The 26,559-nt window shown below is 46.0% G+C and carries 26 protein-coding genes and 1 tRNA gene; 16 read left to right on the forward strand and 11 right to left on the reverse strand.

The genetic code is table 11. The annotated features are described in order from the left end of the window. Positions 1-45 precede the first annotated feature (45 nt). From SP90_RS03085 to SP90_RS03115, 7 genes are all read right to left on the reverse strand, one after another. Positions 46-1,869 carry a chemotaxis protein CheW gene (locus SP90_RS03085; RefSeq protein WP_197498751.1) on the reverse strand — a complete coding sequence of 608 codons (1,824 nt, stop codon included), beginning with the start codon at positions 1,867-1,869 and terminating at the stop codon, positions 46-48. Positions 1,870-2,043: 174 nt separating this feature from the next. Beyond that, positions 2,044-3,393: a DNA repair protein RadA gene (radA, locus tag SP90_RS03090; RefSeq protein WP_066852469.1), complete on the reverse strand. Its 1,350-nt coding sequence runs from the start codon at positions 3,391-3,393 to the stop codon at positions 2,044-2,046. A 6-nt stretch (positions 3,394-3,399) separates the two neighbouring features. After that, positions 3,400-4,209, reverse strand: coding sequence for a DUF3426 domain-containing protein (locus SP90_RS03095; RefSeq protein ID WP_066852471.1), 810 nt, complete (start codon positions 4,207-4,209; stop codon positions 3,400-3,402). 30 nt (positions 4,210-4,239) lie between these two features. Beyond that, on the reverse strand, positions 4,240-4,770 hold the full coding sequence (gene hpt, locus SP90_RS03100; protein ID WP_066852473.1) for a hypoxanthine phosphoribosyltransferase: 531 nt from the start codon (positions 4,768-4,770) through the stop codon (positions 4,240-4,242). After that, complete coding sequence (locus SP90_RS03105) at positions 4,770-5,261, reverse strand: N-acetyltransferase (protein WP_066852475.1); 492 nt, start codon at positions 5,259-5,261, stop codon at positions 4,770-4,772. The genes hpt and SP90_RS03105 overlap by 1 nt, the downstream gene beginning before the upstream one ends. 6 nt (positions 5,262-5,267) lie before the next feature. Then, complete coding sequence (locus SP90_RS03110) at positions 5,268-5,753, reverse strand: TlpA family protein disulfide reductase (protein ID WP_066852477.1); 486 nt, start codon at positions 5,751-5,753, stop codon at positions 5,268-5,270. 5 nt (positions 5,754-5,758) lie between these two features. Then, positions 5,759-8,173: a homocysteine S-methyltransferase family protein gene (locus SP90_RS03115; RefSeq protein WP_066852479.1), complete on the reverse strand. Its 2,415-nt coding sequence runs from the start codon at positions 8,171-8,173 to the stop codon at positions 5,759-5,761. A 224-nt stretch (positions 8,174-8,397) separates the two neighbouring features. Between SP90_RS03115 and SP90_RS03120 the strand changes: the two genes are divergently transcribed. From SP90_RS03120 to rho, 15 genes are all read left to right on the forward strand, one after another. Next, positions 8,398-9,453, forward strand: coding sequence for a sigma-70 family RNA polymerase sigma factor (locus tag SP90_RS03120; protein WP_066852481.1), 1,056 nt, complete (start codon positions 8,398-8,400; stop codon positions 9,451-9,453). Between the two features lie 50 nt (positions 9,454-9,503). After that, entirely contained in the window at positions 9,504-11,183 is a 1,680-nt protein-coding gene (locus SP90_RS03125) for a tetratricopeptide repeat protein (protein ID WP_066852483.1), read from the forward strand. Next, entirely contained in the window at positions 11,184-11,984 is an 801-nt protein-coding gene (locus tag SP90_RS03130) for a LolA-like protein (protein ID WP_066852485.1), read from the forward strand. A gap of 103 nt (positions 11,985-12,087) precedes the next feature. Beyond that, on the forward strand, positions 12,088-12,396 hold the full coding sequence (locus SP90_RS03135) for a hypothetical protein (protein WP_066852487.1): 309 nt from the start codon (positions 12,088-12,090) through the stop codon (positions 12,394-12,396). 37 nt (positions 12,397-12,433) lie between these two features. Then, a complete protein-coding gene (gene rpiB / locus SP90_RS03140) occupies positions 12,434-12,868 on the forward strand; it encodes a ribose 5-phosphate isomerase B (protein ID WP_066852489.1) in 435 nt (144 codons plus the stop codon). A gap of 16 nt (positions 12,869-12,884) precedes the next feature. Continuing rightward, the gene (gene cysS, locus SP90_RS03145; RefSeq protein ID WP_066852491.1) at positions 12,885-14,342 is read left to right on the forward strand and encodes a cysteine--tRNA ligase; all 1,458 of its coding nucleotides are present in this window, start codon (positions 12,885-12,887) and stop codon (positions 14,340-14,342) included. A 2-nt stretch (positions 14,343-14,344) separates the two neighbouring features. After that, complete coding sequence (locus SP90_RS03150) at positions 14,345-15,808, forward strand: beta-barrel assembly-enhancing protease (RefSeq protein ID WP_066852493.1); 1,464 nt, start codon at positions 14,345-14,347, stop codon at positions 15,806-15,808. A 96-nt stretch (positions 15,809-15,904) separates the two neighbouring features. Then, complete coding sequence (gene hslV, locus SP90_RS03155; protein WP_066852495.1) at positions 15,905-16,444, forward strand: ATP-dependent protease subunit HslV; 540 nt, start codon at positions 15,905-15,907, stop codon at positions 16,442-16,444. A 1-nt stretch (position 16,445) separates the two neighbouring features. Further along, positions 16,446-17,330 carry a 4-(cytidine 5'-diphospho)-2-C-methyl-D-erythritol kinase gene (gene ispE / locus SP90_RS03160; RefSeq protein WP_066852497.1) on the forward strand — a complete coding sequence of 295 codons (885 nt, stop codon included), beginning with the start codon at positions 16,446-16,448 and terminating at the stop codon, positions 17,328-17,330. Between the two features lie 3 nt (positions 17,331-17,333). After that, a tRNA-Gln gene (locus SP90_RS03165) sits at positions 17,334-17,409 on the forward strand. A gap of 40 nt (positions 17,410-17,449) precedes the next feature. After that, entirely contained in the window at positions 17,450-18,397 is a 948-nt protein-coding gene (locus tag SP90_RS03170) for a ribose-phosphate diphosphokinase (protein ID WP_066852498.1), read from the forward strand. A 57-nt stretch (positions 18,398-18,454) separates the two neighbouring features. Next, positions 18,455-19,042 (forward strand): 50S ribosomal protein L25, encoded by a 588-nt coding sequence (locus SP90_RS03175; protein ID WP_066852500.1) that lies wholly within the window; start codon positions 18,455-18,457, stop codon positions 19,040-19,042. A gap of 81 nt (positions 19,043-19,123) precedes the next feature. Then, positions 19,124-19,729, forward strand: a complete 606-nt coding sequence (gene pth, locus SP90_RS03180) for an aminoacyl-tRNA hydrolase (protein ID WP_066852503.1) — start codon at positions 19,124-19,126, stop codon at positions 19,727-19,729. A gap of 95 nt (positions 19,730-19,824) precedes the next feature. Further along, positions 19,825-20,334, forward strand: a complete 510-nt coding sequence (locus SP90_RS03185; RefSeq protein WP_066852505.1) for a CarD family transcriptional regulator — start codon at positions 19,825-19,827, stop codon at positions 20,332-20,334. Between the two features lie 218 nt (positions 20,335-20,552). Further along, entirely contained in the window at positions 20,553-21,974 is a 1,422-nt protein-coding gene (gene rho / locus SP90_RS03190) for a transcription termination factor Rho (protein WP_082936268.1), read from the forward strand. A gap of 174 nt (positions 21,975-22,148) precedes the next feature. Here rho and SP90_RS16585 read toward each other — a convergent pair whose 3' ends face one another. Continuing rightward, complete coding sequence (locus SP90_RS16585) at positions 22,149-22,250, reverse strand: MetS family NSS transporter small subunit (protein ID WP_157471177.1); 102 nt, start codon at positions 22,248-22,250, stop codon at positions 22,149-22,151. A gap of 23 nt (positions 22,251-22,273) precedes the next feature. Then, on the reverse strand, positions 22,274-23,758 hold the full coding sequence (locus tag SP90_RS03195; protein WP_066852507.1) for a sodium-dependent transporter: 1,485 nt from the start codon (positions 23,756-23,758) through the stop codon (positions 22,274-22,276). 506 nt (positions 23,759-24,264) lie between these two features. Here SP90_RS03195 and SP90_RS03200 point away from each other — a divergent pair. After that, the gene (locus SP90_RS03200; RefSeq protein WP_066852509.1) at positions 24,265-24,690 is read left to right on the forward strand and encodes a hypothetical protein; all 426 of its coding nucleotides are present in this window, start codon (positions 24,265-24,267) and stop codon (positions 24,688-24,690) included. Between the two features lie 82 nt (positions 24,691-24,772). Here SP90_RS03200 and SP90_RS03205 read toward each other — a convergent pair whose 3' ends face one another. Both SP90_RS03205 and gpmI read right to left on the reverse strand, forming a co-directional pair. Then, the gene (locus tag SP90_RS03205; RefSeq protein WP_066852512.1) at positions 24,773-25,015 is read right to left on the reverse strand and encodes a single stranded DNA-binding domain-containing protein; all 243 of its coding nucleotides are present in this window, start codon (positions 25,013-25,015) and stop codon (positions 24,773-24,775) included. Positions 25,016-25,017: 2 nt separating this feature from the next. Continuing rightward, positions 25,018-26,559: a 2,3-bisphosphoglycerate-independent phosphoglycerate mutase gene (gene gpmI, locus SP90_RS03210; protein ID WP_066852514.1), complete on the reverse strand. Its 1,542-nt coding sequence runs from the start codon at positions 26,557-26,559 to the stop codon at positions 25,018-25,020.

Raw genomic sequence — 26,559 nt, forward strand, 5'->3', positions numbered from 1 at the left:
CATAAAAATTTACAAAAATGGTTGGCTACCCAACTCGTTTTTGGATCAATCTATAATCAGGCAATCTGCTACTGATTGAAGGTGCTGAAGGTTTAACACAAGAGCAGGAATACCATCAGTTTTTATTGAAACACCAGAAACCATATCAATGTGACTATAAAAAATTCCTACCGGTTTAACAGCAGCTTGTATCTCACCAACAATCCCATCAACGATTAAACCAAACTTACCTGACAGAGACTGTATGAGGATACACTGCTCATGCTCACCCTTTCCTAAAATATCAACATATTCACGCAAACGAAGGTACGGAACAGTCTCACCGCCAATACTCACTCTGTTATCTTTGGCTTCAACCCCCATACGAGGACTGCATTCAATACACTCAGCAACTTGATTCACAGGAACAATATACTGTTCGTCGCCACACACAACGACCAGCCCTTCAACCATCGCATGAGTAACAGGAAAGCTAAACGTGATACGTATATTTTCATGTTCTTCATCATTCACGTTCATTGCACCATGCAGCGCAGTAACATCACTCTGCAATTGTACGAGCGCATCAGACAATGAATATTTTGATCCATCATGCTGGCTACTTACCTGAGGGTGCGTTATAGATAACAGAACATCGCGACCGGCATATTCAACCGCAACACTTCCTGTGACCTTTTGCAGCTGAGTAAAAAGTAAACCAAGAACAGAAGATAGATACACAGAAAGAGCGTCAGAAACAGCATCAGCAATAGCTGCATCCACTTGAACATCAGCATGTTGAATTGAAAAGGCTAAGTCACGCCCCGCAAGACGCGCATTATCTTCAAGCCACTCCCGTAAAGCGTCCAGAGGCGGTTCAAGTGAGGTCATTCGTAACTCTAACGCAGAATCACGCAATACACTGTATACTCGCCCAAGCTCGTCCGCCATACTCTGAATCAGTCCATCCTCTTGCGCTGCAGCATAGTCGTAGAGTCGGGACTGCATACCGGACAATTCACTTACATGCGATATCAAACCGTTTAATTTATCTTCATACTCTGCTGTACGAACACCGTTTGAAGAAGATTTTTTTTCCAACAACGGAAAGCCAGGAGCAGGATCAACGGCAGGAAGTTGTTGCTCACAGGAGATGCTTGCATCATTTTCTTCTGTAATCAGAGATGCAGTGCTTTCAATACGCTCCTCTGACTCGCTTTCGTCTTCTACTTCTGGAGACACAAACGAATTAAGAAAGGCAGCATCCTGCGCACTTGTGGTGCTTGAAGAAAGTTCAGCAGAAGGCGGAAGCGAAAAACTCTCTTCCAACCATTCCAGCCCAGTCGTCTGCGCATCGTAGACTATAGTATCTGTTTCGAGAGATTTGCTTTCTAAATTAATCGTCTCGCTTTGCTCAGCATACCATGGTTTGAGAAGTTCTTGTAAGCCGTTTACTACTTCACCAAAGACTGCACTTCCAAGCCCAGATGCAGATAAAAAGTGCTGGGAGAACTCCGCCTTCACCTCGTCGAAATGCTTCGACTCAACTACCCCAAGCTGCTCAGACTCAACCGTGCCTAATATATCAAAAACAGTAGTGCAGTCCCCTCCATCTAATGAGGTGATCAGCAGCACATGATATTTCATATACCGCTGACCAGCGGCATACTCATCCAGCGTTGGCAAGGCAGACAATTCCGGAAGATAGAACAACGTCCCATGTGCATTTTGAGCAGCAAAAAGTGAAGCCGGAGTTTCAGTTGCAAGATCATTTTGTAGCGTCAGCCGGAGGTAATGCATGGTGCACACCTGCCCATCAGAAGAAACACAGCTGCCAACATCAGCTGCCTTCTGAATACGCGTGCGGTCTGTTACGCTATCACCCTGCATAGACTCTGTGTCCAACATTACTTTTTGCCTTTGTTCTCGAATACCTAGTGGAAATGCCAAAATCAAAACACCGAAGCAAAAAAAGCGGCAAAAAAAACACCAAAACTCCCTCAAGGAGATTTTGGTGCATTTCTGCATTCCAAAATTTTAGGCGACCACTACGATAATCGCCGACTATCCATTTTTACTGAAGAGAGCTTCCTGTAACTGAACAATGGTGCGCAGTCCAGTTTCCGGCTCTGTTTCTGGACACAACACAGGTTTGTAACCAAGCCGTGTTGCCTGACGGTACCGGATATCGTGGGATGCTACAGGACGAACCTGTCCATTCAAATCAACCTCTCCCCACAAAACAGATTTTGAAGGAAGCGGAAGATCATAGAAAGAGGAAAGCACAGCAGCGATCAATGCTAAATCCATCCCCGGATCCTGCAATTTCATACCGCCGCCAACTTTTGCATAAATATCCACTTCAGCAAAGTTCAGTCGTAATCGTTTTTCCAAGACAGCCAACAGCAGATGTAATCTGTTTACATCGAAACCAAGACCTGTACGACGAGGAATAGAAAGATAGCTGCGACTAACCAACGCCTGAACCTCAACAGCAAACGGCCGTTGACCGTCTACAGCCATAACCACAGCTGTACCTGACAATTGAGGATCTCGTGCACCAAGAAAATATGTCGACGGATCATCAACGATCTGCATACCATCCTGCACCATTTCAAAAACAATAAGCTCCTGATTGGGGCCAAAACGGTTTTTGATAACACGCATCATGCGGTACATCTGCCTACGATCACCTTCAATAGAGATAACCGTATCAACCATATGTTCTAAGAGCTTCGGCCCCGCAAGTTGCCCGTCTTTTGTTACGTGCCCGACAAGCAGTAAGGATGTCCCGACGCGCTTACACGTTTCAATTAGCTCAATGGAAACAGCCCGTACCTGCGTCACGCTTCCCGGCAAGCCCTCTACCCGTAAAGAGGATATAGTCTGCACGGAGTCAACGATAAGTAAATCTGGCGGATTTGCCGCCTCTAGCACAGGCAGGACGTCATCAAGTTTCGAAGTAGAAATGGCAGTCAAATTTTCATGCAAGGCTCCAAGACGGCCAGCACGTCCGCGGAGCTGTCCAAGCGACTCTTCTCCAGACACATACAATACCTGCTTACCCGACTCTGCAACACCGCCAGCCACCTGAAGCAATAGTGTGGACTTACCAATTCCAGGTTCCCCACCAATAAGAAGAGCTGCTCCCGGCACAAGACCGGAACCAAGAATACGGTCTAGCTCCCTCATTCCGGTACCAAACGGGGTATGACTATCCTCTTCGACGTCCTTTAACGGGATAACAGCAGAACCTGAAGAAACTAAAGGAGTGGAACCACGCCTTTTGGCCTGCTCTTTCGAAACAGTGCGGGCCTCAAGAGTGTTCCACTCCTTACAATTCAAACATTGTCCACGCCACTGCGCTGCAGAAGCACCGCAGGCGGAACAAACATATATTTCACGAGTCTTCACAGCAGACTACTGGGCAGGAGGATTTTTAGCTTCAACTACCTTTACACCGAACTCTGCAACACCCTTTGGCGGGTCATAGAACACAACCATAAAATGTACAGTTTTTGTCGGCATGATGTTGGTGTTGTTTGCCAAAATCTCAACTTTATTATCCAGAGCCTCTGCAAGCTCGTCTTTAGCTAAAACCTGAAGCTGGAATAAAGATACGCTTGAACCTGCAAGTTGCTTCTTGCTGGCGAGTACAGCGTTATTAGCATCGTACAACGTAGCCTCAACAGTAATCAGTTCCTTAGGAACCGAGAAACGGTTTTCAGCATCGCCTTCAATCACAAAAATCTGGCCGATTTTTTCATTCGTGATGTAGTACTGGCTAATGTTTTTGAGCGAAATACGGGAAACATCATTCTCTGACGTTGCAGAAACACTCTGCTTCTTTTCTTCCAAAGGAAGGAAGCTTTTTACAAGATCCGGTGCAAGGTACCATGCTCCGGCACCAGCCCCCCCCAGAAGAAGGATAATGAGGAAAAAGATTAAACAGCCGTTGCCGGATTTTTTCTTTTTCTTTTCTCCAAGCCCAAATGCGTCTTCATCTCCAATAAGCGAATCCAAGTTGCCTTCAGGAGCTTCGACCTCTTCCATTGCAGGCGGTTCTGATAAGGTTATTTCTTCTTGCAGTTCGGCTGCTACGTTGTGCTCGGAAGTCTCAATAAGAGGAAACACCTCGTCACACACAGTGCAACGAGCCTTTGCTCCGTCTTTAAACATTTCGTCTGGAAGACTGAACTTGGTAGAACAATTTGGACAGGTAATGTGCATAACGCTTCCCAATTACGTTTTCAAAAACCGTTATTCGATTACAGTAGCTTCGTAAATAGCTTTCAACTCTCGATACTTTTCAGCGTAGTCCATTCCATACCCGACAATGAAGCCCTTTTCCAGAACAAAGCCCGGGTAATCTACAGTAACTTCAGCTTCGCGGCGTTCAAGTTTTTCAACAATTGAAGCAAGCTTCAAAGACTTGGCACCACGAGCTTTAAGCTGAGACATGAGGAAGGTGATTGTGTGGCCAGTATCAACAATATCTTCAACGATAAGAACGTGCTTTCCATCAATGGAAATTTCAAGGTCCTTGGTGAAAGAAACTGTTTTTGAACTGGTTGTGCTGTTACCGTAGCTTGCACAACGTACAAAGTCTATTTCGGGCTTAACAGTAATATGCTTTAATAAATCAGAGAAAAACATGAAAGCACCCTTAAGCACACAAACAACTACAAGGTCTTCACCTTCAAAGTCTTTGTTAATCTGCTCTGCAAGCTCTTTAACACGTTCCTGAATCTGTTCTTCGCTATAAACTACTTCAAGTTCCTTGATTTCCATTAACTCTCTCCAGAATTCTCTGGTTGTATTTCTAAGAGCATGGCGATTTCGTCACACTCTGGGAATTTTGGACAATTAACACAGTCTGCCCATATCTTTTGAGGCAGCACTTCCTTCGACACTTCAACGAAGCCTAGCTTCTGAAAAAAGGCATCTTGATAGGTGAGAGTGAAGATTTTGTAAATACCTAATGTGCGCGCTTCATCTAAACATTCTTCTACGAGCTTTCGACCATACCCGCCGCGACGGGCTTTTTCATCAACAGCAAGTGAACGAATTTCAGCTAACCCATCCCATATAATGGAAAGTGCGCAACACCCGATAATCTCTCCGCCATCACCCGGATCAAGGACGTTGAATTCTCGTAAGCAGTTATACAACTGTGTTAAGGAGCGTGGAAGAAGGAGACCCTGAGTAGAACACGTCATGAGCAGATGGTGAATAACCTTCACATCCTTCATGCGCGCCTTACGAATAAACGGCTCAGACATTATTTTCTATTTTCCCTTTAAAATCTCATCAATCAGCTTTTTAAGATCACCATAGGTAACGGGACCCACATGATCTACAACCAACTCACCCTTTGGATTGTATACGAGCAGACGCGGAATAGACTGTATACCGAAGGTTTCGTACACATCTTTTTCCGCCAGAACTACAGGGTAGTTTAATCCGTATTTTGCAACCGCCTCTTCAGCTGATGCAGCACTTTCATCTACTGAAATACCAAGAAGAAGCAGTTTATCTTGCGAAAAGGCAGCACGGGTCTTCTTTAAGTCCGGCAATTCTTCACGACACGGCGGGCACCATGACGCCCAGAAGTTCACAACAGTGACTTTACCTTTTCCACCATCAATAAGTTTTATTACTGCGGGAGTATCTACCCGCCTAATCGGCTCTGCATTAGCAAACTGAACACCAAACAGTACAACAACTGCCATGCAAACCAGTGCAATGCGCAATACAGATTTTACAGATTTCATGCTGACTACTTCTCCTCTAAAAAAGATTGAGCTACCCGCACAGCAGACACAGCATCTTCAGAGTAACCATGAGCACCGATGGTCTCAGCAAAGGCAGCAGTAACAACAGCACCGCCAACCATCACTTTTACATCATCCATGCCACGCTCTTTCAACAATGCGACAGTATCTTCCATGCGTACCATAGTCGTGGTCATCAAAGCGGAAAGTCCAATAATTTTAGCGTCATGCTCTGCTGCCGCGTCAACAATGGTATCTGCTTTAACATCCTTACCCAGATCAACCACATCAAACCCGTGGTTGCCGAGCATTAAGCATACAATATTTTTACCGATATCATGAATGTCACCTTCAACTGTTGCCATGATTACTTTAGGCCGAACAGTCGCAGCGGCATCTTTTTCGAGTAACGGGCGCAGCAAGGAAAAACCATGCTGCATTGTTTCGGCAGAACGCAGAAGTTGTGGAAGGAAATATTCCTTACGTTCATACTTCACACCGACTTCAGTAATCGCCGGAATGAGCATTTCGTTAACAACAGCAAATGGCTCCAGACCTTTCTCAAGCTCTTTTTCAACAAGAGCAATGATCGCGTCCTTATCACCTTTAACCACCGCTTCGAAAACAGTGGTAGCTGCACTGCTGGAAACAGAACCGCCAGCCACTACAGTACCCGAACCAGCCTTCCATTCTGAGAAGCCGGCGATGAACTGTGCAGCATTTTCGTCACGTCCCAGCAGAACTTCAGCTGCTGCCAAGGTTTCGCAAATCTGCGGATTCCCAGGATGGGCAATGCAGGAGCTCAAACCTTTAGCGACAGCCATGGCAAGGAAGGTTCCATTAAGCAATGGTCTTGCCGGTAATCCAAAGGAGATATTTGAAAGTCCGATAGTGGTCGGCAGACCAATGGAAGTACAGTATTCAACAGTTTCCAGACAAGCCAATGCAGCTTCAGGCTTTGAAGAAACAGCCAGAGCCAGCACGTCCACAATAACAAGACGGCGCGGGATGCCCATACCGTCCACTTTTTCAAGCATAGAATCGATAATGGCAATACGATCTTTTGCCGAAACCGGAAGTTTGCTTCCGGTGAGTGGAAGCATAATGAATGGCGCACCATATTTTTTACATAACGGACCAAGGCGCTCCAGTCGGCCTTCTTCACCGCTGATGGAGTTCACCAATGCAGACGCAGGGTATATTTTTAATGCTGCTTCCACAGCATCCATGTTGGATGAGTCAATGGCGAGAGGAATCGGGAACTGTGAAACCAGTTTCCCGAGCAACTCTGGAAGAATAACGGTCTCATCCACCATTGGTGCGCCCACGTTCACATCAAGAACCGGAGCACCGCAGTCGAGTTGTTCCTGTGCAAACAACAGTGCGGAAGTCAGCTGCCCATTCTGCAATTCTGCTATGAGCTGCTTTTTGCCTGTCGGGTTAATACGCTCCCCGATAATTCGTGCAGGATGCTCAAAGCCAAAACGAACAGCCTGAGAGCGGGAAGTAAGGCAGAAGCAATCACTTTCTCGCAGCACCGGCTTTGCTTTCAAATCTGCCACCGCAGCAACCAGCGCTGCAATATGGTCAGGAGACGTACCACAGCAACCACCAAGACAACGTGCTCCCATTTCTGCAAAAACTTTTGTCTGCGCAGCAAATGATTCTGGATCGAGACGGAAGACGGTGTTTCCGTCCTCATCAAGTTCAGGAAGTCCGGCATTCGGCATTACCAGAACAGGCACGGTTGCAAACTCAAGCATTTCCTGCACTACAGAAACCATTTGTTCCGGCCCTGCGCTACAGTTTGTTGCAACAAAGTCGACACCCATGTTGAGCATGGTTTCAACAAAAACTTCAGGAGAGGAGCCGGTCAATGACATGCCATTTTCAAATGTCATGGATGCGCCAACAGGCAGATCACATACTTCTCGTGCAGCAACTACAGCAGCACGGAGTTCCGCCACATCAAAATGAGTTTCACAAAGAACAAGATCAATTCCGCCTTCTACGAGGCCGGTTATCTGCTCTTTATACGCATCAACAAGTTCTGAAAACTCCAGATCCCCTAACGGGCGAAGGAAGTGGCCTGTCGGACCTACGCTACCAGCCACATAGGCTTCTCTGCCGGACTCAACAGCAGCGCGTTTTGCCGCAGCTGCCATTTCACGGTTAAAGCCGACAACATCCATACCTTCTGGTAACTTGAAAGAAGTACCACCAAAGGTATTTGTGGTTAAAACAGTGGCACCTGCACGGGCATAATCACAATGCACGCCTTGCAGCACTTCGGGATTCGACATGCACCAGACTTCCGGACTTACACCGGCAGTCAGCCCGCGTGCTTGCAGCATTGTTCCCATTGCACCATCGAAAAATATAAACTCACCTGAAGACAAGGCACTACGAAAATCTGCCACAAACAACTCCTAAAACAATTCCAAAGGGTATTCTTATCGCCACTGAGGCGCTAGGTCATTCATTTAAGAAAGTATTGCTCTACTGAAAAACATTGAAAAGAACAAACAAAAACTATATGCTTTGTTATTGGTAAATAGCACGTATTCACACGGTTAACCAGACATGGATGCCCTCTGCAGACGGTATCTATGCCAAGCCTAAGGTATGAGATAAAAACAGGATTATGACCGAATCTAATAACAAGACTAAGAATTCCCTTAATGAATCCGATACTACTGACGTCGAGCTTTTAGAAATAGAAGAAAACGACGAAGAGGAAGGCTTAGATATTGATCCTGTTATTGATATTTCCGACGAAGACAGTCAGGAAACATCGAAAACCCTCCCCGTATTTGTTGACAAAAGCTCAGCTGCACGATCACGCTCTACCGATTCCTTAAGTATGTATTTGCGGGAAATCAGTAAATTCCCCATGCTCAAGCCTGACGAAGAGTTTGAACTTGCAAAACGTGTTCAGGAACATAATGATTCTGATGCCGCGTTCCGACTTGTTTCTTCCCACCTGCGCCTTGTGGTTAAAATCGCAATGGATTTCCAGCGCCGATGGATGCAAAACGTCCTTGATTTAATTCAGGAAGGGAACGTTGGCCTCATGCGTGCCGTGAATAAATTCGACCCCGACAAAGGGATCAAATTTTCCTACTACGCATCATTCTGGATTAAAGCCTACATCCTCAAATTCATCATGGATAACTGGAGGCTGGTGAAAGTCGGTACGACTCAAGCTCAGCGTAAGCTTTTTTATAATTTGAACAAAGAGCGCCAGCGGCTCATTTCACAAGGATTTGATCCGGACGCCGCTACTCTGTCCAAAAAACTTAATGTTTCAGAGGAACAAATCGTTGAGATGGAACAGCGCCTCGACGCTTCAGATATGTCGCTTAATATCCCTGTAGGGGATGATGCAGGCGGTGCTACTCGGATGGACTTTCTACCAGCTCTCGGCCCCGGCATTGAGGATGTTCTCTCAGACCACCAGATGGCTGAAATGCTGACACAGAAAATTAACGAGATTGAGCACAGTTTCAACGAAAAAGAACTTGAGATTCTGCACAAAAGATTATTGTCTGACGACCCTGTCACGCTGCGAGAAATTGGTGAACAATTTGGAATTACCAGAGAGAGGGTTCGACAAATCGAAGCGCGTTTACTGCAAAAAATTCGAGATCACTTGTTCAAAGAAATTAAAGACTTTTCTAAAGATTGGATTCAGCGCTAGGGGGGTTCCCAGCTACCCCAAACTTCTATCCCTATTTATGGACTCTTACTATGCGTACACATAACAAGCGCCTTCGTTCTGTTATCATGTCCTGCTGGGCGCTGTTGCTCGTCCCCGGATGTGCGACCAACATGCCTGAACCGCAGACTGCACCTTCACGCGTACTTAATAACGAAGCTGCAACAACCTATCACTATCTACTTTTTGAAGAAGCCACGAGAGTCAACGACTATAGCCGTGCAGAAGATGCACTCTCCAAGCTCCTTACACTCGAGCCGCCTGCGGAAGTGTATGTAGAAGCCATAAACTTCTACCTCCGTACAAACAAAACACTCACCGCACGACGCGTTGCAGTAAAAGGCCTCAAGCGTTTTCCTGACAACTTCCAGTTAGTCCTGCTTAAAGCAGAATCTTACCGCCTGGAACATGATCTGGATGATGCGGTCGAAGTACTCAGGACATACCTTGAATCTCATCCCCAGTCAGATGATGCGCTCCGCGCTATCGGACTACTCTACTACGACAGCGGAAAGTTCCCTGAAGCAGTGGATGCATTTCGAGAAAGTCCTGATGCACATCGCTCTCCAGTTACGCGCTTATTCCTTGCAAAGGCACTCATTCAATTAAAAAAATATGACGATGCTGAAAAAGAACTGATCCTCGTCACAGAGCAAAAAAGTTCACTTCTTGAAGCATGGTCTGAGCTTGCCAGACTCTATGAGTTGAAACAGGATTATCTGCTTGCAGAAAAAGCCTACGAGCAGCTTATTACCGTTGATACCTCTAACGAAGTAAGCTGGCTGCGTCTTATTAACCTGAATCTTAAACTCAACCATCCGGCAAAAGCACTTAAGCTTGTTCAAATCGGGCCAACATCCAAAGATTTCACAATCGAAGCTGCCACCATTTTCATCAGCGAAGGTTTTTACAAAGAAGCAAAAATCCTGCTTGACCCGTTTGCAGAAGAGAAAGAACCGGCAAAGGTATTTTTCCATCTTGCACTTATTGCTTTTGAATACGAAAAAAATCCTAAAAAGGCACTTACACTTCTCAACAATATTCCAGAGAGCCACCCGAGCTGGATAAAAAGTTTAGAATTCAGAAGTCGGATTCTGTACGAACTAGGCAAAACAGACGAAGCAATTGTACTGGTTCAAGCTGCTCGCAAGCGTGACCCGCAGAGCCGCTTTATCCTTGAACTGGAAACTGAGCTTCTCATGACAGCCAACCGTCAAAAAGATGCTCTCGATACTATCAATTCTGCGCTCAAAATTTGGCCAAAAGATCAGGAACTGCTTTTTACCAAGGGTTCCATTTATCATGCTATGGGCGATAAAAAACGTGCCCTCGCCATCATGGAAGAAGTTATCAGCCGTGATCCGGAACACTTTAAGGCGCTTAACTTTGTAGGTTATACGCTGGCTGAAATGGGAAAAGATCTTGATCGGGCGCTTGTATTGGTACGCACTGCCGCAAACCTTGCACCGGGACAGCCATATATTCTTGATTCATTAGCGTGGGTTTATTTTTTACGTGATGACACCAAAAATGCATGGACATATATTACACAAGCCGTAACTCTTGGAACAAATGACCCAACAATTTGGGAACATTACGGAGACATTGCAAAAAAACGTGGAAACAGAGCTGAAGCCAGAAAGGGCTATAAGCGAGCACTGAAAAACCACGCATCCCCTGAGCTTATTAGAAAAAAACTTAAGGATTTATAAATGAAAAGACTGCTTCGGCCTGCCTTTGTCGTCCTTTGCTTAGCATTTCTCAGCGCTTGTGCACAGCATGCACCGCAACTCCGCATCGAACAACAGGCACCGCAAACAGAAGCAGAACTGGTGTGGGGAAAATACCAGTCTAAAGCCGCAAACATGTCCGCAACGGCTCCATTCAGTGTCAGCGCCTCGTTCCGCTTTAAAACGCCGGACAGCAGCAACCGCGCCTCATTACGAATCTGGGGCAACGGAGCTGACCCTGTCCGCATTGATATACTTGGTCCTTTTGGCTCCGTCGTGGCTAGTTTGCGTCTGAGTGAATCACGATCTATTATATATGAACCGGACAGTGAACGCGCTGTATACTCCGACTCCGGTCAAGAGCTTCTCGTCCGCCTCGGACTTCCTGTCGCAGTGTCTGTGCAAGATATTATTGCGCTTTTGCGCGGCAACTACGGAGAACTATTCCCATCGACATATGAAACAGCGTATCTGGAAGGAGAAGCAAATATTGCGTACTCGTTCTCTTCAGGTAACGGAAAGCAAAAGTTGACTAATGGAGTTCTTGTCTTAGATAAGCAGGGACTCCCTGTCGTATGGGAGCAAAAAGACAAGTCCATGTCTATCTCCTTTGAGAGATATGACAATGGACTTCCGGATAAAATTCGTGTTGTCGCAGGCACAGACCGCAGCGCTTTGTTTTTAATCAAGGAGCGCTCCACACCGGCAACTGCCTTTACTTCCAAGGCATTAGAATTACACCTGCCGGAAGGAACAAAAATTGAACCTATGCGATCAATGTAGTACGCATTGATGGTATCTTTTAGAAGATAGTAATAGCGTTGCCCCGAAGTCTCGAACAGCGCATCAACATACGCTCCAGTAGTGCAAACCACGCGAGGAAACCATGTCTGATACTTCCGCACCTGAAAAAGAAAAATCTGTTTTAGAAAACCTTCGCTATGGAATTTCCGTCTGGAAACAGAACATCAAACGTATGTTTTCTGACATTCTTCATGCTTTTGAGATAAAGCAGCTTGAAAAGCGTTTAGACCAGGAGTATGCAGCACTCGGCAAGGTGACTTCTTACCACCTTGAGAAAAACGAAGATAAACCTGCAGTGCCTTCTTTTGAAATGACCAGTGCTTCAAAGCAGATCATTTTCCTGAAAGAAGAAATTGCACGCTTAAAAGAAGTGCACAAGCAGGACGCATAACTCGGCAGTAACGCCGCTAGCAACACAGAGGTTATTAATGTCTAAAAAAGTATTTATCGGCGCGGACCATGGTGGCTTTGCTCTTAAAACCGTCATCGTAGAACACCTTACAAAAAAAGGATACGATGTTGAAGATTTGGGCTGCTACTCCACCGAAAGCACAGACTACCCTATGTACGCTGAAAAGGTATGTGAAAAGGTTCTGGCAGAAGATGCGCCTGGTATTCTTATTTGCGGTACCGGTATCGGCATGTCTATGGCAGCCAACCGTATCCCGGGCATTCGTGCAGCACTGGCAACAAACGAGTTCCACGCACGCCTCACCCGTCAGCATAACAATGCCAACGTACTTTGCCTCGGCGAACGAGTTACCGGCCCTGGCGTTGCAATAAATCTTGCAGAACTTTTCCTCGAAACCGAATTTGAAGGCGGCCGCCACCAGCGTCGCATTGACCAGTTCGACAAAGCGTAGAAGGAATCCTACGACCATGCAGCTCTACAACACACTGACACACAAGAAAGAGACGTTCACCCCTCTCACTGAAGGCAAAGTAAATATGTATGTGTGCGGCATTACCGCATACGATCTTTGTCATATTGGTCACGCTCGGTCTGCAGTGGTTTTTGACGTTCTTGTCCGCTATCTTCGCAGCACTGGTCTTGAAGTTCTGTTTGCACGCAACTTCACCGACGTTGATGATAAAATCATTAAACGAGCCAATGAAGAAGGTTTGAGCAGTCAGGAAATTGCAGAAAAATATATCCAGACTTTCTACGAAGACATGGATCTTCTGAATGTTCTCCGCGCTGATATCGAACCTAAATGTACTGAGCACATTGATGACATGATTGCTATGTGTGAAAACCTGATTGCTAAAGGTAAAGCATACGCAACAGCATCCGGTGATGTATACTTCCGAGTTCGTGAATTTAAAGATTACGGCAAGCTTTCCGGACGTGATGTGGATGACATGCGTTCAGGAGCCCGTATTGCACCGGGTGATGAAAAAGAAGATCCACTGGACTTTGCTCTTTGGAAAAGTGCAAAACCGGGTGAGCCTTCATGGGAAAGCCCTTGGGGTGCAGGTCGTCCCGGCTGGCATATTGAATGTTCAGCAATGAGTCATCGTCATATGCCACAGCCATTGGACATCCACGGTGGCGGACTTGACCTTATCTTCCCACATCATGAAAATGAAATTGCACAGAGTGAAGCTGCAAACGAAGCTGACATGGCTCGTTTCTGGGTTCACAACGGCTTTGTACAGATTGATTCTGAAAAAATGTCCAAGTCCCTTGGAAACTTTAAGACAATCCGCGATATACTTGAGTCGTATCTGCCGGAAGTGTTACGTTTCTTCCTGCTTACCAAACACTACCGCAGCCCGATTGATTTCAGCTTTATCGCGATGGACGAAGCGGAAAAGAGCATTAAGCGCATCTATGAAACCAAGCTTGCGGTATCAACTGAACTCAACAAATCCAAGTGGAGCAAAGCCGCTCTGCCTGAAGATGTTGTGAAGGAATACGAAGAGCAAGCCGCTGCATTTGATGCTGCTATGGCGGATGACATGAACACCGCTGGAGCAACCGGTCACATCTTCACACTCGTGCGCCTCATGAACCGCATTATGGAAGATAAAGGCATGCGTAAAAGCGAAGGTGCTAAAGTGCTCTTCGAACGCTTTATTGCAGACTTTGCTAAATGGAGTGATGTGCTCGGACTGTTCGGTCTTGATGCTGAATCCTTCCTATATGATCTTAAGATCAAACGTGCCACACGCAAAAACATCTCTTTAGATGCAATTGACGATCTTATGGCACAGCGCCTTGAAGCCCGTAAAAACAAGGACTTTGAAGCTGCTGACACCATCAGGGAAAAACTTACCGAACTGGGAGTAGACGTACGTGATACGCCTGCTGGCCCGGTATGGGATGTAATCTAACTATGAAAAAAGCACTGCAACATCATCACACAACTCGAACTCTTCCGTTCTGGAAAAACCTTTTGTGCGCTTTTGTTGCAGTGCTTATTGTCCTGCTTCCGCCCGTCCATCTTGCAAAAGCCAATATTTTAGATACATTCGGAGATTTCGGCGTAAAAGACGAAGTTGAACTCGGAAAAAAATTCAGCGTTCTCGTCAAATCAAAAATGCCAATCATTGAAGATCCCGAAGTAACCTCCTATGTTTCCGGCGTGCTCGACAGGTTGAAAGAGAATATGCCTCCTCAGCCATTCCCTTTTGAAATCAATGTGCTTGTAGACAATACCTTGAACGCCTTTGCTGTTCCGGGAGGGTATGTTTTTGTCAATACAGGCATGTTGCTTGAGCTAGAGCATGAAGCTGAACTTGCAGGCGTACTTGCTCACGAACTTGCTCACGTTACCCAGCGCCATATTGCTAAACGCATTGAACAGTCACAAAAAGTTCAGCTTATGAGTCTTGTAGGCATGTTAGCGGGAGCAGTTCTCGGTGCAACAACAAATTCCGGCTCTGAAATTAGCAGCGGGCTGATTACTGGCTCCATGGCAGCCAGTCAGGCAGCTCTGCTCAATTACAGCCGCGATGATGAACGTGAAGCCGACCACATGGGCTTAATCTATCTTACAGACGCAGGGTATAACCCAATCGGCCTGGCAACCAGTTTTGCCAAAATCCGTAGGCGTAAGTGGGAATCCGGCTCAAATATGCCTGCATATATGTCCACTCACCCTGCTGTTGAAGAACGTCAGGATTATCTTGCTGACCGTGTAGCCTCTTTGCCGCAAGAGATTCAAAACAGACCAGATGATGATACCCGTTTCAAACGCGTACAAGTTCTTGTGAGGGCACAGTATACTGATCCGAACCTTGCCTTAGCCTATTTTGCAAAACAAAAGAAGACTCCGCTTGTTCTTATGGGACAAGGTATTGCCGCCTCCAGAGTCAATAAAGTAAAGCAAGCCGCTGCATATTTTGACGAAGCACTGAAAGGTGACCCCAAAGATTACCTTATCCTTCGGGAAGCAGGAAAATTTCACTACACCAAAGGCGACACAACAAAAGCCATTACCCTGCTCCAGAAAGCTGCAGTCAAAAATCCTGAAGACCTCATGACGCTCTTTTTCTATGCCAGACTCTTGAATGATAAAGGTGATTCAAAGTCTGCTGCCACGTATTATCAGAAAATTTTAAAGACACTGCCTGAAGATTCAGAAGTACACTTCTTCTATGGCAAAATGCTCGGCCAGAGTGGCGATGAGTTCAGCGGACACCTGCATTTGGCCTACAGCGCTCTTTACCGCAACGATAAAAAGAAAACAGCATATCATATCAAAAAAGCCGAAGCGCTTGCTACAAATCAAAAGCAGACCAGCGCGATTGAGCTAATAAAAAAACAGCGTGACGAGCGGGCTGCGTACTGGAAATAATTTTTCTTTCCCTGATCATTATCAGGGCTGATCACATTCCTCTTCTATCTGAAAAAATTCGATTCATATTCGACAAGCATAATATAAGGACAAGCTATGGAACTTCGTGGAACTACTATTCTGGCAGTAAAAGATGCAAACGGTGTAGCTATGGCCGGTGACGGTCAGGTAACGCTCGGACAATCTATTGTAATGAAGCATCAGGCTCGCAAAGTGCGCCGTATTTACCGCGAAAAAGTTATTGCAGGTTTTGCCGGAGCCACTGCTGATGCCTTTACTCTGTTTGAACGTTGTGAAGCAAAGCTGGAAGAATTCGGCGGCAACCTTCTTCGTGCATCCGTTGAGATGGCTAAAGACTGGCGCTCTGATAAATACCTGCGTAAACTTGAAGCTATGCTTATCGTAGCCGATGCCGAATATGTTTTTATTATCAGCGGAAACGGTGACGTTATTGAGCCAGACGATGACATTGCAGCGATCGGAAGTGGTGGTGCGTATGCACTTGCAGCTGCTCGAGGTTTAAAACGACACAGTGACATGGGAGCAGAAGACATCTGCCGCAATGCTATGGCAATTGCTTCAGAAATCTGTGTGTTTACCAACGACAACCTCACAGTTGAAACAATCACTGGCTAGCATGACCGAACCGCAACCAGACTCAGTAACACTACATGCGGGTTGCAAGATAAACCTGCATTTAGAAATTACCGGTGTTAGAGAAAACGGGTATCATGAACTTGATACCCTCTTCTTTCCCCTTCCAAAACCGTTTGATACGATCACCATCACAAAGGCTCCGGCTGATAGCGGACTTATCCTTGAGTGCCCTGCCCTCGATATTCCAGCTGAAAAGAATATTATCTACAAAAGCTGGGAGAAATATGCTGCTCAAACCGGTTGGAAGCCCGACCTCTCTGTCCATGTTGAAAAAGGGATTCCAGATGGAGCTGGACTGGGCGGAGGAAGCTCTGATGCAGCAGCTGTTCTCAATTACTTAAACACGTACTGCCCTGCCCCCTTGTCAGCTGAAAAGCTCAACACCCTGGCGGCATCCATCGGGGCAGATGTTCCTTTTTTTCTCAACAATATTCCTGCCCATGCTACCGGTATCGGGGATGAGTTAACTCCTTCCGATATTTCTCTTGCAGGGTACTCTCTCGTGCTTATCTGCCCTGATATCAGTATATCTACACCATGGGCATTTGCAGCTTGGGACAAAGCAATGCTGCGAAATAATGCCTGTAATAATAAGAAAGATATCTTGACAACACACCCTCCAGAAGATAGAAAGCACTCCTCTCGTGCCTTGTGGCTTTTTAATAGTTTTGAAGTGGTGGTATACTCGGCCTTTCCGAAGCTGCGGGCGTACAAAGAAAAACTCATGGAGTTCGGCGCTGCCGGTGCTGTCATGAGTGGAAGCGGTTCAAGCATCTTTGCTTTGTACAGAGAGATGGAACAGGCTACACGTGCTGCAGCTGCCTTAGAGGCTGAAGGCGTTGCCACATATCTCCACCACCTGTAATACTGGGACGTAGCCAAGTTGGTAAGGCATCGGGTTTTGGTCCCGACATCCGCGGGTTCGAGTCCTGCCGTCCCAGCCAACAAATTACAGGTAACTAACTATAACCCCAGTATGGTACCATGAACGGCGATCTAAAAATCCTCACCGGCTCTTCCAATCCTGCGTTGGCTGAAGCAATCTGTAGTCATTTAGGCTGCGAGCTTACACCAACTCTCTGTGAAACTTTCAGCGATGGCGAATGCCGCATCGAGATCGGCGCAAATGTACGCGGTGACGACGTATTCGTTGTTCTCTCTACATCTGCTCCAGTTAACGACAACCTCATGCAGCTCTGCCTTATGCTCGACGCTCTCAAGCGTGCAAGCGTAGGTCGCGTAACTGCTGTTGTCCCTTACTACGGATACGCACGACAGGATCGCAAAGTTGCTCCTCGTGCACCTATCAGCGCAAAAGTTGTTGCGGACTTCCTGACAACTGCAGGTATGGACCGTCTTGTAACCGTAGATCTTCACGCAGGACAGATTCAGGGCTTCTTTGATGCTCCTGTAGACAACCTCTACGCTGCACCGGTTATGCTTGACCGTCTTCGCAGCATTCAGAGCGAAAAAGGCGAGATCGTATTAGTTTCTCCTGATGCTGGTGGTGTTGAGCGTGCGCGTGCTTATGCAAAGCGCCTTAATGCTGGCCTCGCAATCATCGACAAACGTCGTGACAAGCCAAATCAGGCTCAGGCAATGCACGTTATCGGTGACGTAAAAGATAAAATAGCCATCGTTGTTGACGATATGATCGACACTGCAGGTACAATGTGTGCAGCAGCTGACGTTCTCATGAACAACGGTGCCAAAGAAGTTATGGCTTGTACTACTCATCCGGTTCTTTCCGGCCCTGCCATTGACCGTCTTTGTAATTCAGCTTTCACAAAAGTTTTTGTTACCGATACTATTGAGCTCGGTGACAAGCTTAACCATTGCGACAAGCTTGAAGTTCTCTCTATTGCGGGTCTTCTTGCTAAAGCAATTCATAATATCCACACGGAATCCTCCGTCAGCGTTCTTTTTGTATAAGGAACGCGTCTGCAGCGAGTGAAAAACCTCGTGGTGGAACCTTAAAGGAGTAATTACATGTCAGAGAAAATCACTTTTTCCGTTTCCAAACGCGAAGGCCTTGGTAAAGGCGCTAACCGTCAGCTTCGTGTAGCAGGCAAAGTACCTGGTATCTTCTACAGCACTACCGGCGAAAACATCCCTGTACAGATGGACGAAATGCCTCTCGTAAAACTTTACGAGAACGCTGGCCTTACCAACGTTATCGCTCTTGATATCGACGGCGAAGTAAAAGAATGTCTCATCTGGAAACTTGAACGTCATCCGTTCAAAAACCGTCTCCAGCACGTAGACTTCTACGGTGTTGATGCAGAAAAAGAACTCCGCATCAAAATCCCAGTTCGCGTTACCGGCACCTCCAAAGGTGTTAAACTCGGTGGCCGTCTTGAAGAATACCGTCAGGTTATCACAGTATCTGCTAAACCTACTGATATTCCTAACGAAGTAGTTGTAGACGTTACCGACTACGACATCCACACTTCCCTCAAGATTAGCGAAATTGAGCTTCCAGAAAACGTATCTGCATACTACGACGACGACTTCAAAGTTCTCGCAGTAGTTCCAGGTCGCGGTTCTGCAAAAGCAGCAGCCGAAGACGAAGAATAAGCGAATTCCACGTGAAATCGTTGGCCTCATGCTTCGGCATGAGGCCATTTCCTTTTTATCGGCTCGCACGACAGGACAGCTATGAATATTTCCGGAATAATCGTCGGATTGGGAAATCCGGGTAAAGAATACGACAATACCCGCCACAATCTCGGCTTCATGGTCGTTGACCACCTTCTTAATGATGCACAGCGCTTCTCGCCTGACGCATGCTCTCCCCTTTCGATCGGAAAAAAGAAATACGACGCGTGGAAATGCAAGATTGGAAGCAAATCTGGCTTCTGGCTTGTCATAAAACCCATGACCTACATGAACCTTTCCGGTGAAGCTGTAGGACATGCAGCAAAGTACTTTGACATCGCTGCAGAGCAAGTTGTGGTATTGCATGACGAGCTCGACCTGCCGCTAGGCCGCATGAAGTTTAAAATTGGCGGCGGGCATGCCGGACATAATGGACTTCGTTCCATCGAGCAGCATCTGGGCACCAGAAACTTTAACCGAATGAGACTTGGTATTGGAAAACCAGAGCACGGCTCTGTGTCTAACTATGTTCTCAACCGGTTTACAAAGACTGAAGCAACTGATGTTGAGATGGTTCTTGAAGGTGCCAGAAAAGGCATTGAAGCATTTGTTACATCCGGTTTTGACGAGGCTGTGAAAATAACCAACGCCTTTAAGCTTCCCTAATTCTTCGATTAGATAACCGTAGACTCTTATTGCGTATTACGTTAGAGTGTGGTTCGCGTTTCACGATGTAACGCAGATATTCAAGGAGATTCGCTGTGTTCGCTCAGGATCAATTAGTAGTATACCCAGCTCAGGGTGTAGGCAAAGTAGAAAGAATTGAGACCCAGACTGTTGGTGGTACCGAGGCAGAGTTCTACTTTATCCGGATACTGAGCAACAATGTAACCCTTATGGTACCAGTAATTACCGCTAGTAAGGTTTTACGCCCGCTGTGTACCAAGGAAGAAGGCGAAGCACTTCTTTCTTCTCTTGATGATCGCTCCGGTTTCACTGGCTACACAGGTCAGAACTGGAACCGTCGCTATCGTGAATACTCTGATAAGCTTAAAAGCGGTGCACTGGAAGATGTAGCATACGTACTTAAAGAACTTTTGCTTATCGGCAAAGATAAAGAGCTTTCCTTTGGTGAACGCCGCTTACTTGAACAGGCAATGGGTCTTATCACCCTCGAGATTGCACACGCTACTGATACAACTCAGGAAGCAGTTCAAACACAAATCGAAGAGATGTTTGCAGACGTTATTGCTGCACAAGAAAAAAAATAGTCACACTTTCTTGTCATTTTTTTTCTGATACGCTATTTTCTTCTCTATACGTTACATATTTCTTCAGTCCCCCCTATCCGACACTGCTCTTAGCCTTTGTCCTTTTCCTCGGGGGACGCATACTAAACATTTCCTACTATGACACGGCTATGTACCATAGCTTCTCTATGTACATACGTACATATTCTATTCAAATTAAACCATTCCTTTGAGTCTATATGGCAACTAAAAAAGACGTCGAAGAAGCGAAGCAGGAAAGACCTCGCAGAACAACTACCCGTTCTACGACTCGTAAACGCAAAGCCCCTGCTGCTCCTCGTGGTGAAAGAACCAAACGAGCACAAGCGCCTCAATTTACTCCTGATCCAAATGCTGATCCAAGCGAAGGTCTCAACCTTTCGGAACTAAAACACAAGCCTGCATCCGAGTTGATGGAGCTTGCAAAAGAGTACGAAATTGAGAACCCGAGCAACATGCGCAAGCAGGAACTCATTTTTGCTTTACTCCAGAAATGTGCTTCCCAAAATGGTGCTATTTTTGGCGAAGGTGTACTTGAGATTCTGCCGGACGGTTTCGGTTTCCTGCGCTCGCCTATGTACAGCTACATGCCGGGGCCGGACGACATCTATGTCTCTCCTTCCCAGATCAGGCGTTTCGGCTTACGGAAAGGTGATGTGGTATCTGGACAAATACGACCGCCTAAAGAAGGTGAACGTTACTTTGCCCTACTACGAGTCAACGAAATTGGCTTTGAACCACCTGAGAAATCCCGCAACCTTGTCCTCTTCGACAACCTCACCCCGATTTATCCTGAGCGTCAGCTCGTAATGGAAAACGGTAAAGAAAACCTCTCTGGTCGCGTTATCGACCTTATGGCACCAATCGGCTGCGGACAACGCGGTTTGATTGTTGCTCCTCCCCGAACTGGTAAAACTATTCTTCTTCAATCCTTGGCTAACTCTATCAATGCCAACAATCCGGATGTCTGTCTGATCATCCTGCTCATTGATGAACGTCCTGAAGAAGTGACTGATATGGAACGCACAGTTAAAAATGCTGAAGTTATCAGCTCTACTTTTGACGAGCCTCCACAGCGCCATGTTCAGGTAGCCGAGATGGTGCAGGAAAAAGCAAAACGCCTCGTAGAACGCGGTAAAGATGTTGTTATTCTGCTCGACTCTATCACTCGCTTAGGTCGTGCGTATAACGCCGTTACTCCGTCTTCCGGTCGCGTTCTTTCCGGTGGTCTTGATGCTAACGCATTACAGCGCCCAAAACGTTTCTTCGGTGCAGCACGTAACTTAGAAGAAGGCGGCAGCCTGACCATTATTGCCACCGCACTCATCGATACCGGTTCACGCATGGACGAAGTTATCTTTGAAGAATTTAAAGGTACCGGCAACCTTGATATCTACCTTGATCGCCATCTCGCAGAGAAACGCGTATTCCCTGCAATTGATATCAACCGTACCGGAACCCGCAAAGAAGATCTGCTTCTGGGTACAGAGATGCTCAACAAGATCTGGATCCTTCGTAAAATTCTTGCTCCTATGTCTACTATCGACAGTATGGACTTCTTACTTGATAAGATGCGCAAGACCAAAAGCAACAACGAGTTCTTCCTTTCTATGAATAAGTAAGCAAATACAAAAAAACCTCGCTCCGGCGAGGTTTTTTTGTGCCTATATTCCATTGGTAAGTGCGTTACGCTCTAACCATTGCTTCAGTGCCATTTTCTTATTCTACAAGAGATGTAACGCCATAAAAAAAGACGCTGCGTGTGCAGCGTCTTTTTACGTGTATGAATCTATGGTCTAGATTTCGCGCTTACGGATAGCGAGGGAAATGCAGCATGCTGCGCCGCCCCAAGTTACGCCAAGCCCGATTACCATCATGATGATTGCGGATGTAGTCATAATTGTTTCTCCTTAAATATCTACTAAGAGTAATGCTGGAACTGTTTGTGTGACTGTTTCTTCTGAAGGAAGATCGCAACCACAATCGCGAGAGGCAGGATAGACCAGCCGAACATCACGAGGTCAGACATTCCGTAACCGCCGTATGGCTCTGTAATCTTGGTGTACAGGCTGGAGAAGAAGGAGTAGCCAAGCACCAGAACAGTAATGATACGGAGACTGAATGCCCACAGTTTACCTACAGAGAAGTCTGAGTATGTATTAACGTCGTTACGAACGCCGTCAAGACCAATTACCCAACTGATAAGAACAATCTCTACAAGCGCAGCAAACAGGAGACAAATGTTGTTGATGAAGTGGTCAACGATGTCGAGAATCAGCAGACCTGCACCTGTTGTGAATACCGCAGTAAGAGCAAAGCCAATGATACAAAGTACTGTTACAACTTTCTGGCGGGAAGCACCAAACTTATCAATTAAAGAAGAAGTTACAGCTTCAACAATTGAAATATGGGAGCTCACGCCTGCCATTGTAAGACAGAGGAAGAAAATTGTACCAAAGAACAACGGAGCCGGCATTGTGTTAATTGCTGCAGGAATTGTGATGAACGCAAGGCCAACACCTGCTCCAGCAACATCAGATACTGCCTGACCAGTTGAGTGTGCCATGCTGCCGAGAACGGAGAAAATCATGATACCGGCAAGCATGGAGAAACCGCAGTTAATAAATACTGTCATAGCAGCGTTGTTACAAATATCTGCATTCTTCGGCAGGTAGCTAGAATAAGCAATCATAATACCGAAGCCGATAGACAGGGAGAAGAAGATCTGTCCATACGCAGCTGCCCAAACACTGAAGTCAGCAAGCTTTGAAAAATCTGGAGTAAAGAGGAAATCAAGACCGACGGTTGCGCCAGGAAGTGTAATTACACGACCGATAAATACGAGTACCAGCGCAAAAAGAAGCGGGATAAGCACTTTACATGCACGCTCAATACCGCCACGAATACCGGAGTTACATGCTAACCATGTTAAACCCCATGTAAGTGCACATGCACCAAAAATCGGCCAGCGGATTCCGCCAAGTTCTGTCGGGGAAGAAGTAAGGCCAAGGTACTCACCAAAGAAAAATCCTTTGGTATCTGTGCCCCATGCTCCGTCAAATGCAAAGCCAAGGTAGTTGATTGTCCAGCCGATTACAGCAGCATAGTACACTGCAATAATCCCTGCGATCATAATTTGTACCCAGCCAAGCCATTCATATTTAGCATTTACAGCAGCAAGAACCTTAGGAGCAGAACCCTTATATTTATGACCAAGGCCAAATTCCATGATCATAAACGGGATACCTGCTGTCAGCAGCGCAAAAATGTACGGAATAAAGAATGCACCACCGCCGTTTTCGTACGCCATGTACGGAAAACGCCAGATATTACCCAAACCAATAGCAGAACCTACAGCAGCAAGAATGAATCCCGCACGGGATCCCCACTGTTCGCGATTATCCATAGCAACACCTCGACTAATTTTTCACTCAATAGACGAAGACACTTTTCTGCAATCTAAATATCACAAATTGAAGAATTCAATAGCAACAGACGATATTTTAAGCAGAATCGTCGGGATGCTAAATCTCAAATTTGTAAAACACCAGACTGTATCCAGCGCTCGCCTTCCCATTCGTTAAGTTGGAAGTACGTTCAGATCACAAAAATGTCTACATATTTCTTACAGAATTGTTCAACTGAATTTCGCATTTTTGAAAATATATTCACTAAGCGTCTTTTTTAACACCTAAATCAATATTTCTAGGTATACTAAAAAAGTTGTTATAACTCGAAATATGATTACCAAAATGTGCATTTACCCCATTATCATATTCCACCTAATATGCGTACATTATACATCAAAGCACTTCTTGCTCTTCATACTCCTTATTGACACTCTATGTCTCTCGTGAGAAATTTCAGTGCTTTTTACGTTTAATTTCACAACACTCTATTCAGGAGATGTGTATGTTTACTGATAGTACGCATAGCGATGAGTTGAATGCCCTGCTCGAAGGCTGGGTAGAATCTGAAGCAAAAACCAAAGCAGCTTTTGAGGAATACAAAGACTTGCTGCTTTCTTTTGAAGGAAGCACTCTTTCCTTTAAAGGCAGACCTGGAGTCAGCTACTCTTTGCGTGCAAAGCATGCCAACCAGACAGAACGTAATCTGTTTGTACTTGTAGATATTATTGATGACGATCCAGCTGACCGTTGGTTATCTGTATGTTTCTATGCAGACATGATTAACGATGCAGATGAGGTGGGAGATTGGGTTCCCGGCGGACTCATGGGAGAAGATGCATGTTGCTTCAATCTTGATGAAGACGATGCTGAAATGCGAACATACATTAAAGACAGACTTACAGACGCATACAACAGCGCTACAAAATAGCGGAACGTTGATGCATACTGCATAAAAAAAGCGGAATCCGGTTAATACCGGATTCCGCTTTTTGTGGCATAGCTCTCTGAATCTACATAAAGTCAGGATCAATTGCCGCCCCGCCGTCTGCCAGCGAGACTTTTAAATACTGAATAGTGCGACGATCTACTGGAACTATCGGGAACAGATTATTACATGCATCGCAACGTTCCATTGATGGCTGTACAGCACCGATAAGTGGCACTTTACGGCCACAATGAGGGCATGGGTAAAAGAAAATAACTTCCATACCGACAGGTTTTACCGGAGCAATTGGTTTCTGTGTCTTACTCATAGTTAATCCTTGCAGATAAGGCTGGTACCATTCATAGCAGCCGGCTGCTCAATATTCCACATGGCAAGCATCGTTGGTGCAATATCACCAAGAATTCCCTCTTCGCGAAGCTTCCATGAATTCTTTGGATCTACAAGCACAACCGGAACAGGATTTGTGGTGTGTGCAGTGTGAGTTCCACCAGATGCATTACGTAATTCTTCTGCGTTACCATGGTCTGCTGTAACCAACGCCCTTCCGCCGCTTTCAACAACCGCTTCAAGCACCTTGCCGACACATGCATCAACGTATTCACATGCTTTTACAGCAGCATCAATAATACCCGTGTGACCTACCATATCGAGGTTGGCAAAGTTGCATACGATCATTGAGTATTCTTTGGACTCAATTGCTGCGACAAGCTTTTCAGTGACTTCTTCAACACTCATCTGCGGCTTAAGATCGTATGTGGCAATGTCACGAGGAGAATTAATGAGCACTCTGTCTTCATTTTCGAACGGCTCTTCACGCCCGCAGTTGAAGAAATACGTCACGTGGGCATATTTTTCTGTTTCAGCAATACGTAACTGCTTTGCCCCTTGCTTTGCCACAACTTCCCCGAGCGGATCAGGGCAATCATCTTTGGCAAAAGCAACCGGAAGACCAAATGACTTTTCATAACATGTCATTGAAGCCAAAGCAGAAAGTTTTGGAAAGTTCCCACGTTCAAATTCAGTAAAGCTTTCTGAACACATTGCCTGCGCAATCTGACGCATCCTGTCCGCTCTGAAGTTAAACATGAAAACAGCATCACCGTCTTTCAAGACAGTTGGCTCTCCACCTTCCGGCACAATGGAGGTTGGTATAAAAAACTCGTCTGTAGTGCCTTCGTCGTAGGAATCCTGAATTGCCTTAAGAGGATCAACAGCAGTTTTGCCTTTGCCGTATACAAAACAATCCCACGCAAGCTGATTGCGATCCCACCGCTTATCACGATCCATTGCGTAATAGCGCCCGGAAACAGAAGCAATGCGTCCAGCCCCAATACGCTTCATTGCATCAAGCAGTTGTTCGACAAAGCCAAGCCCACTTGTAGGAGAAGTATCACGCCCGTCAAGGAACACGTGTACACACACGTCAACGTCCAGCGACTTTGCCATTTCAATCAATGCAATAAGATGCCTGATATGACTATGTACACCACCGTCGGATACCAGCCCCATAAGATGGAGTGTTCCGCCCTTCGCTTTTGCTGAGCTCATTACATCGTTCAGAACAAGATTTTTCTGAAACTTGTTTTCTTCAAGCGCAACATCAATAAGCGTCATATCCTGATAGACTACTCGTCCGGCACCAATGTTCATGTGTCCGACTTCGGAGTTCCCCATAAAGCCTTCCGGCAAACCGACAGCGCGACCGGAACAGGCAAGACGGGACATAGGATATTCAGTAACCAACCTGTCAAGGTTAGGTGTAGCAGCAAGAGAAATTGCATTTCCTTCACCGGCAGGGGCAATTCCCCAGCCATCAAGAATCAGCAAAAGGGTTGGTGTCATAGCGTGCAT

Source organism: Halodesulfovibrio spirochaetisodalis, assembly GCF_001672295.1.
Lineage (GTDB): Bacteria > Desulfobacterota > Desulfovibrionia > Desulfovibrionales > Desulfovibrionaceae > Halodesulfovibrio > Halodesulfovibrio spirochaetisodalis.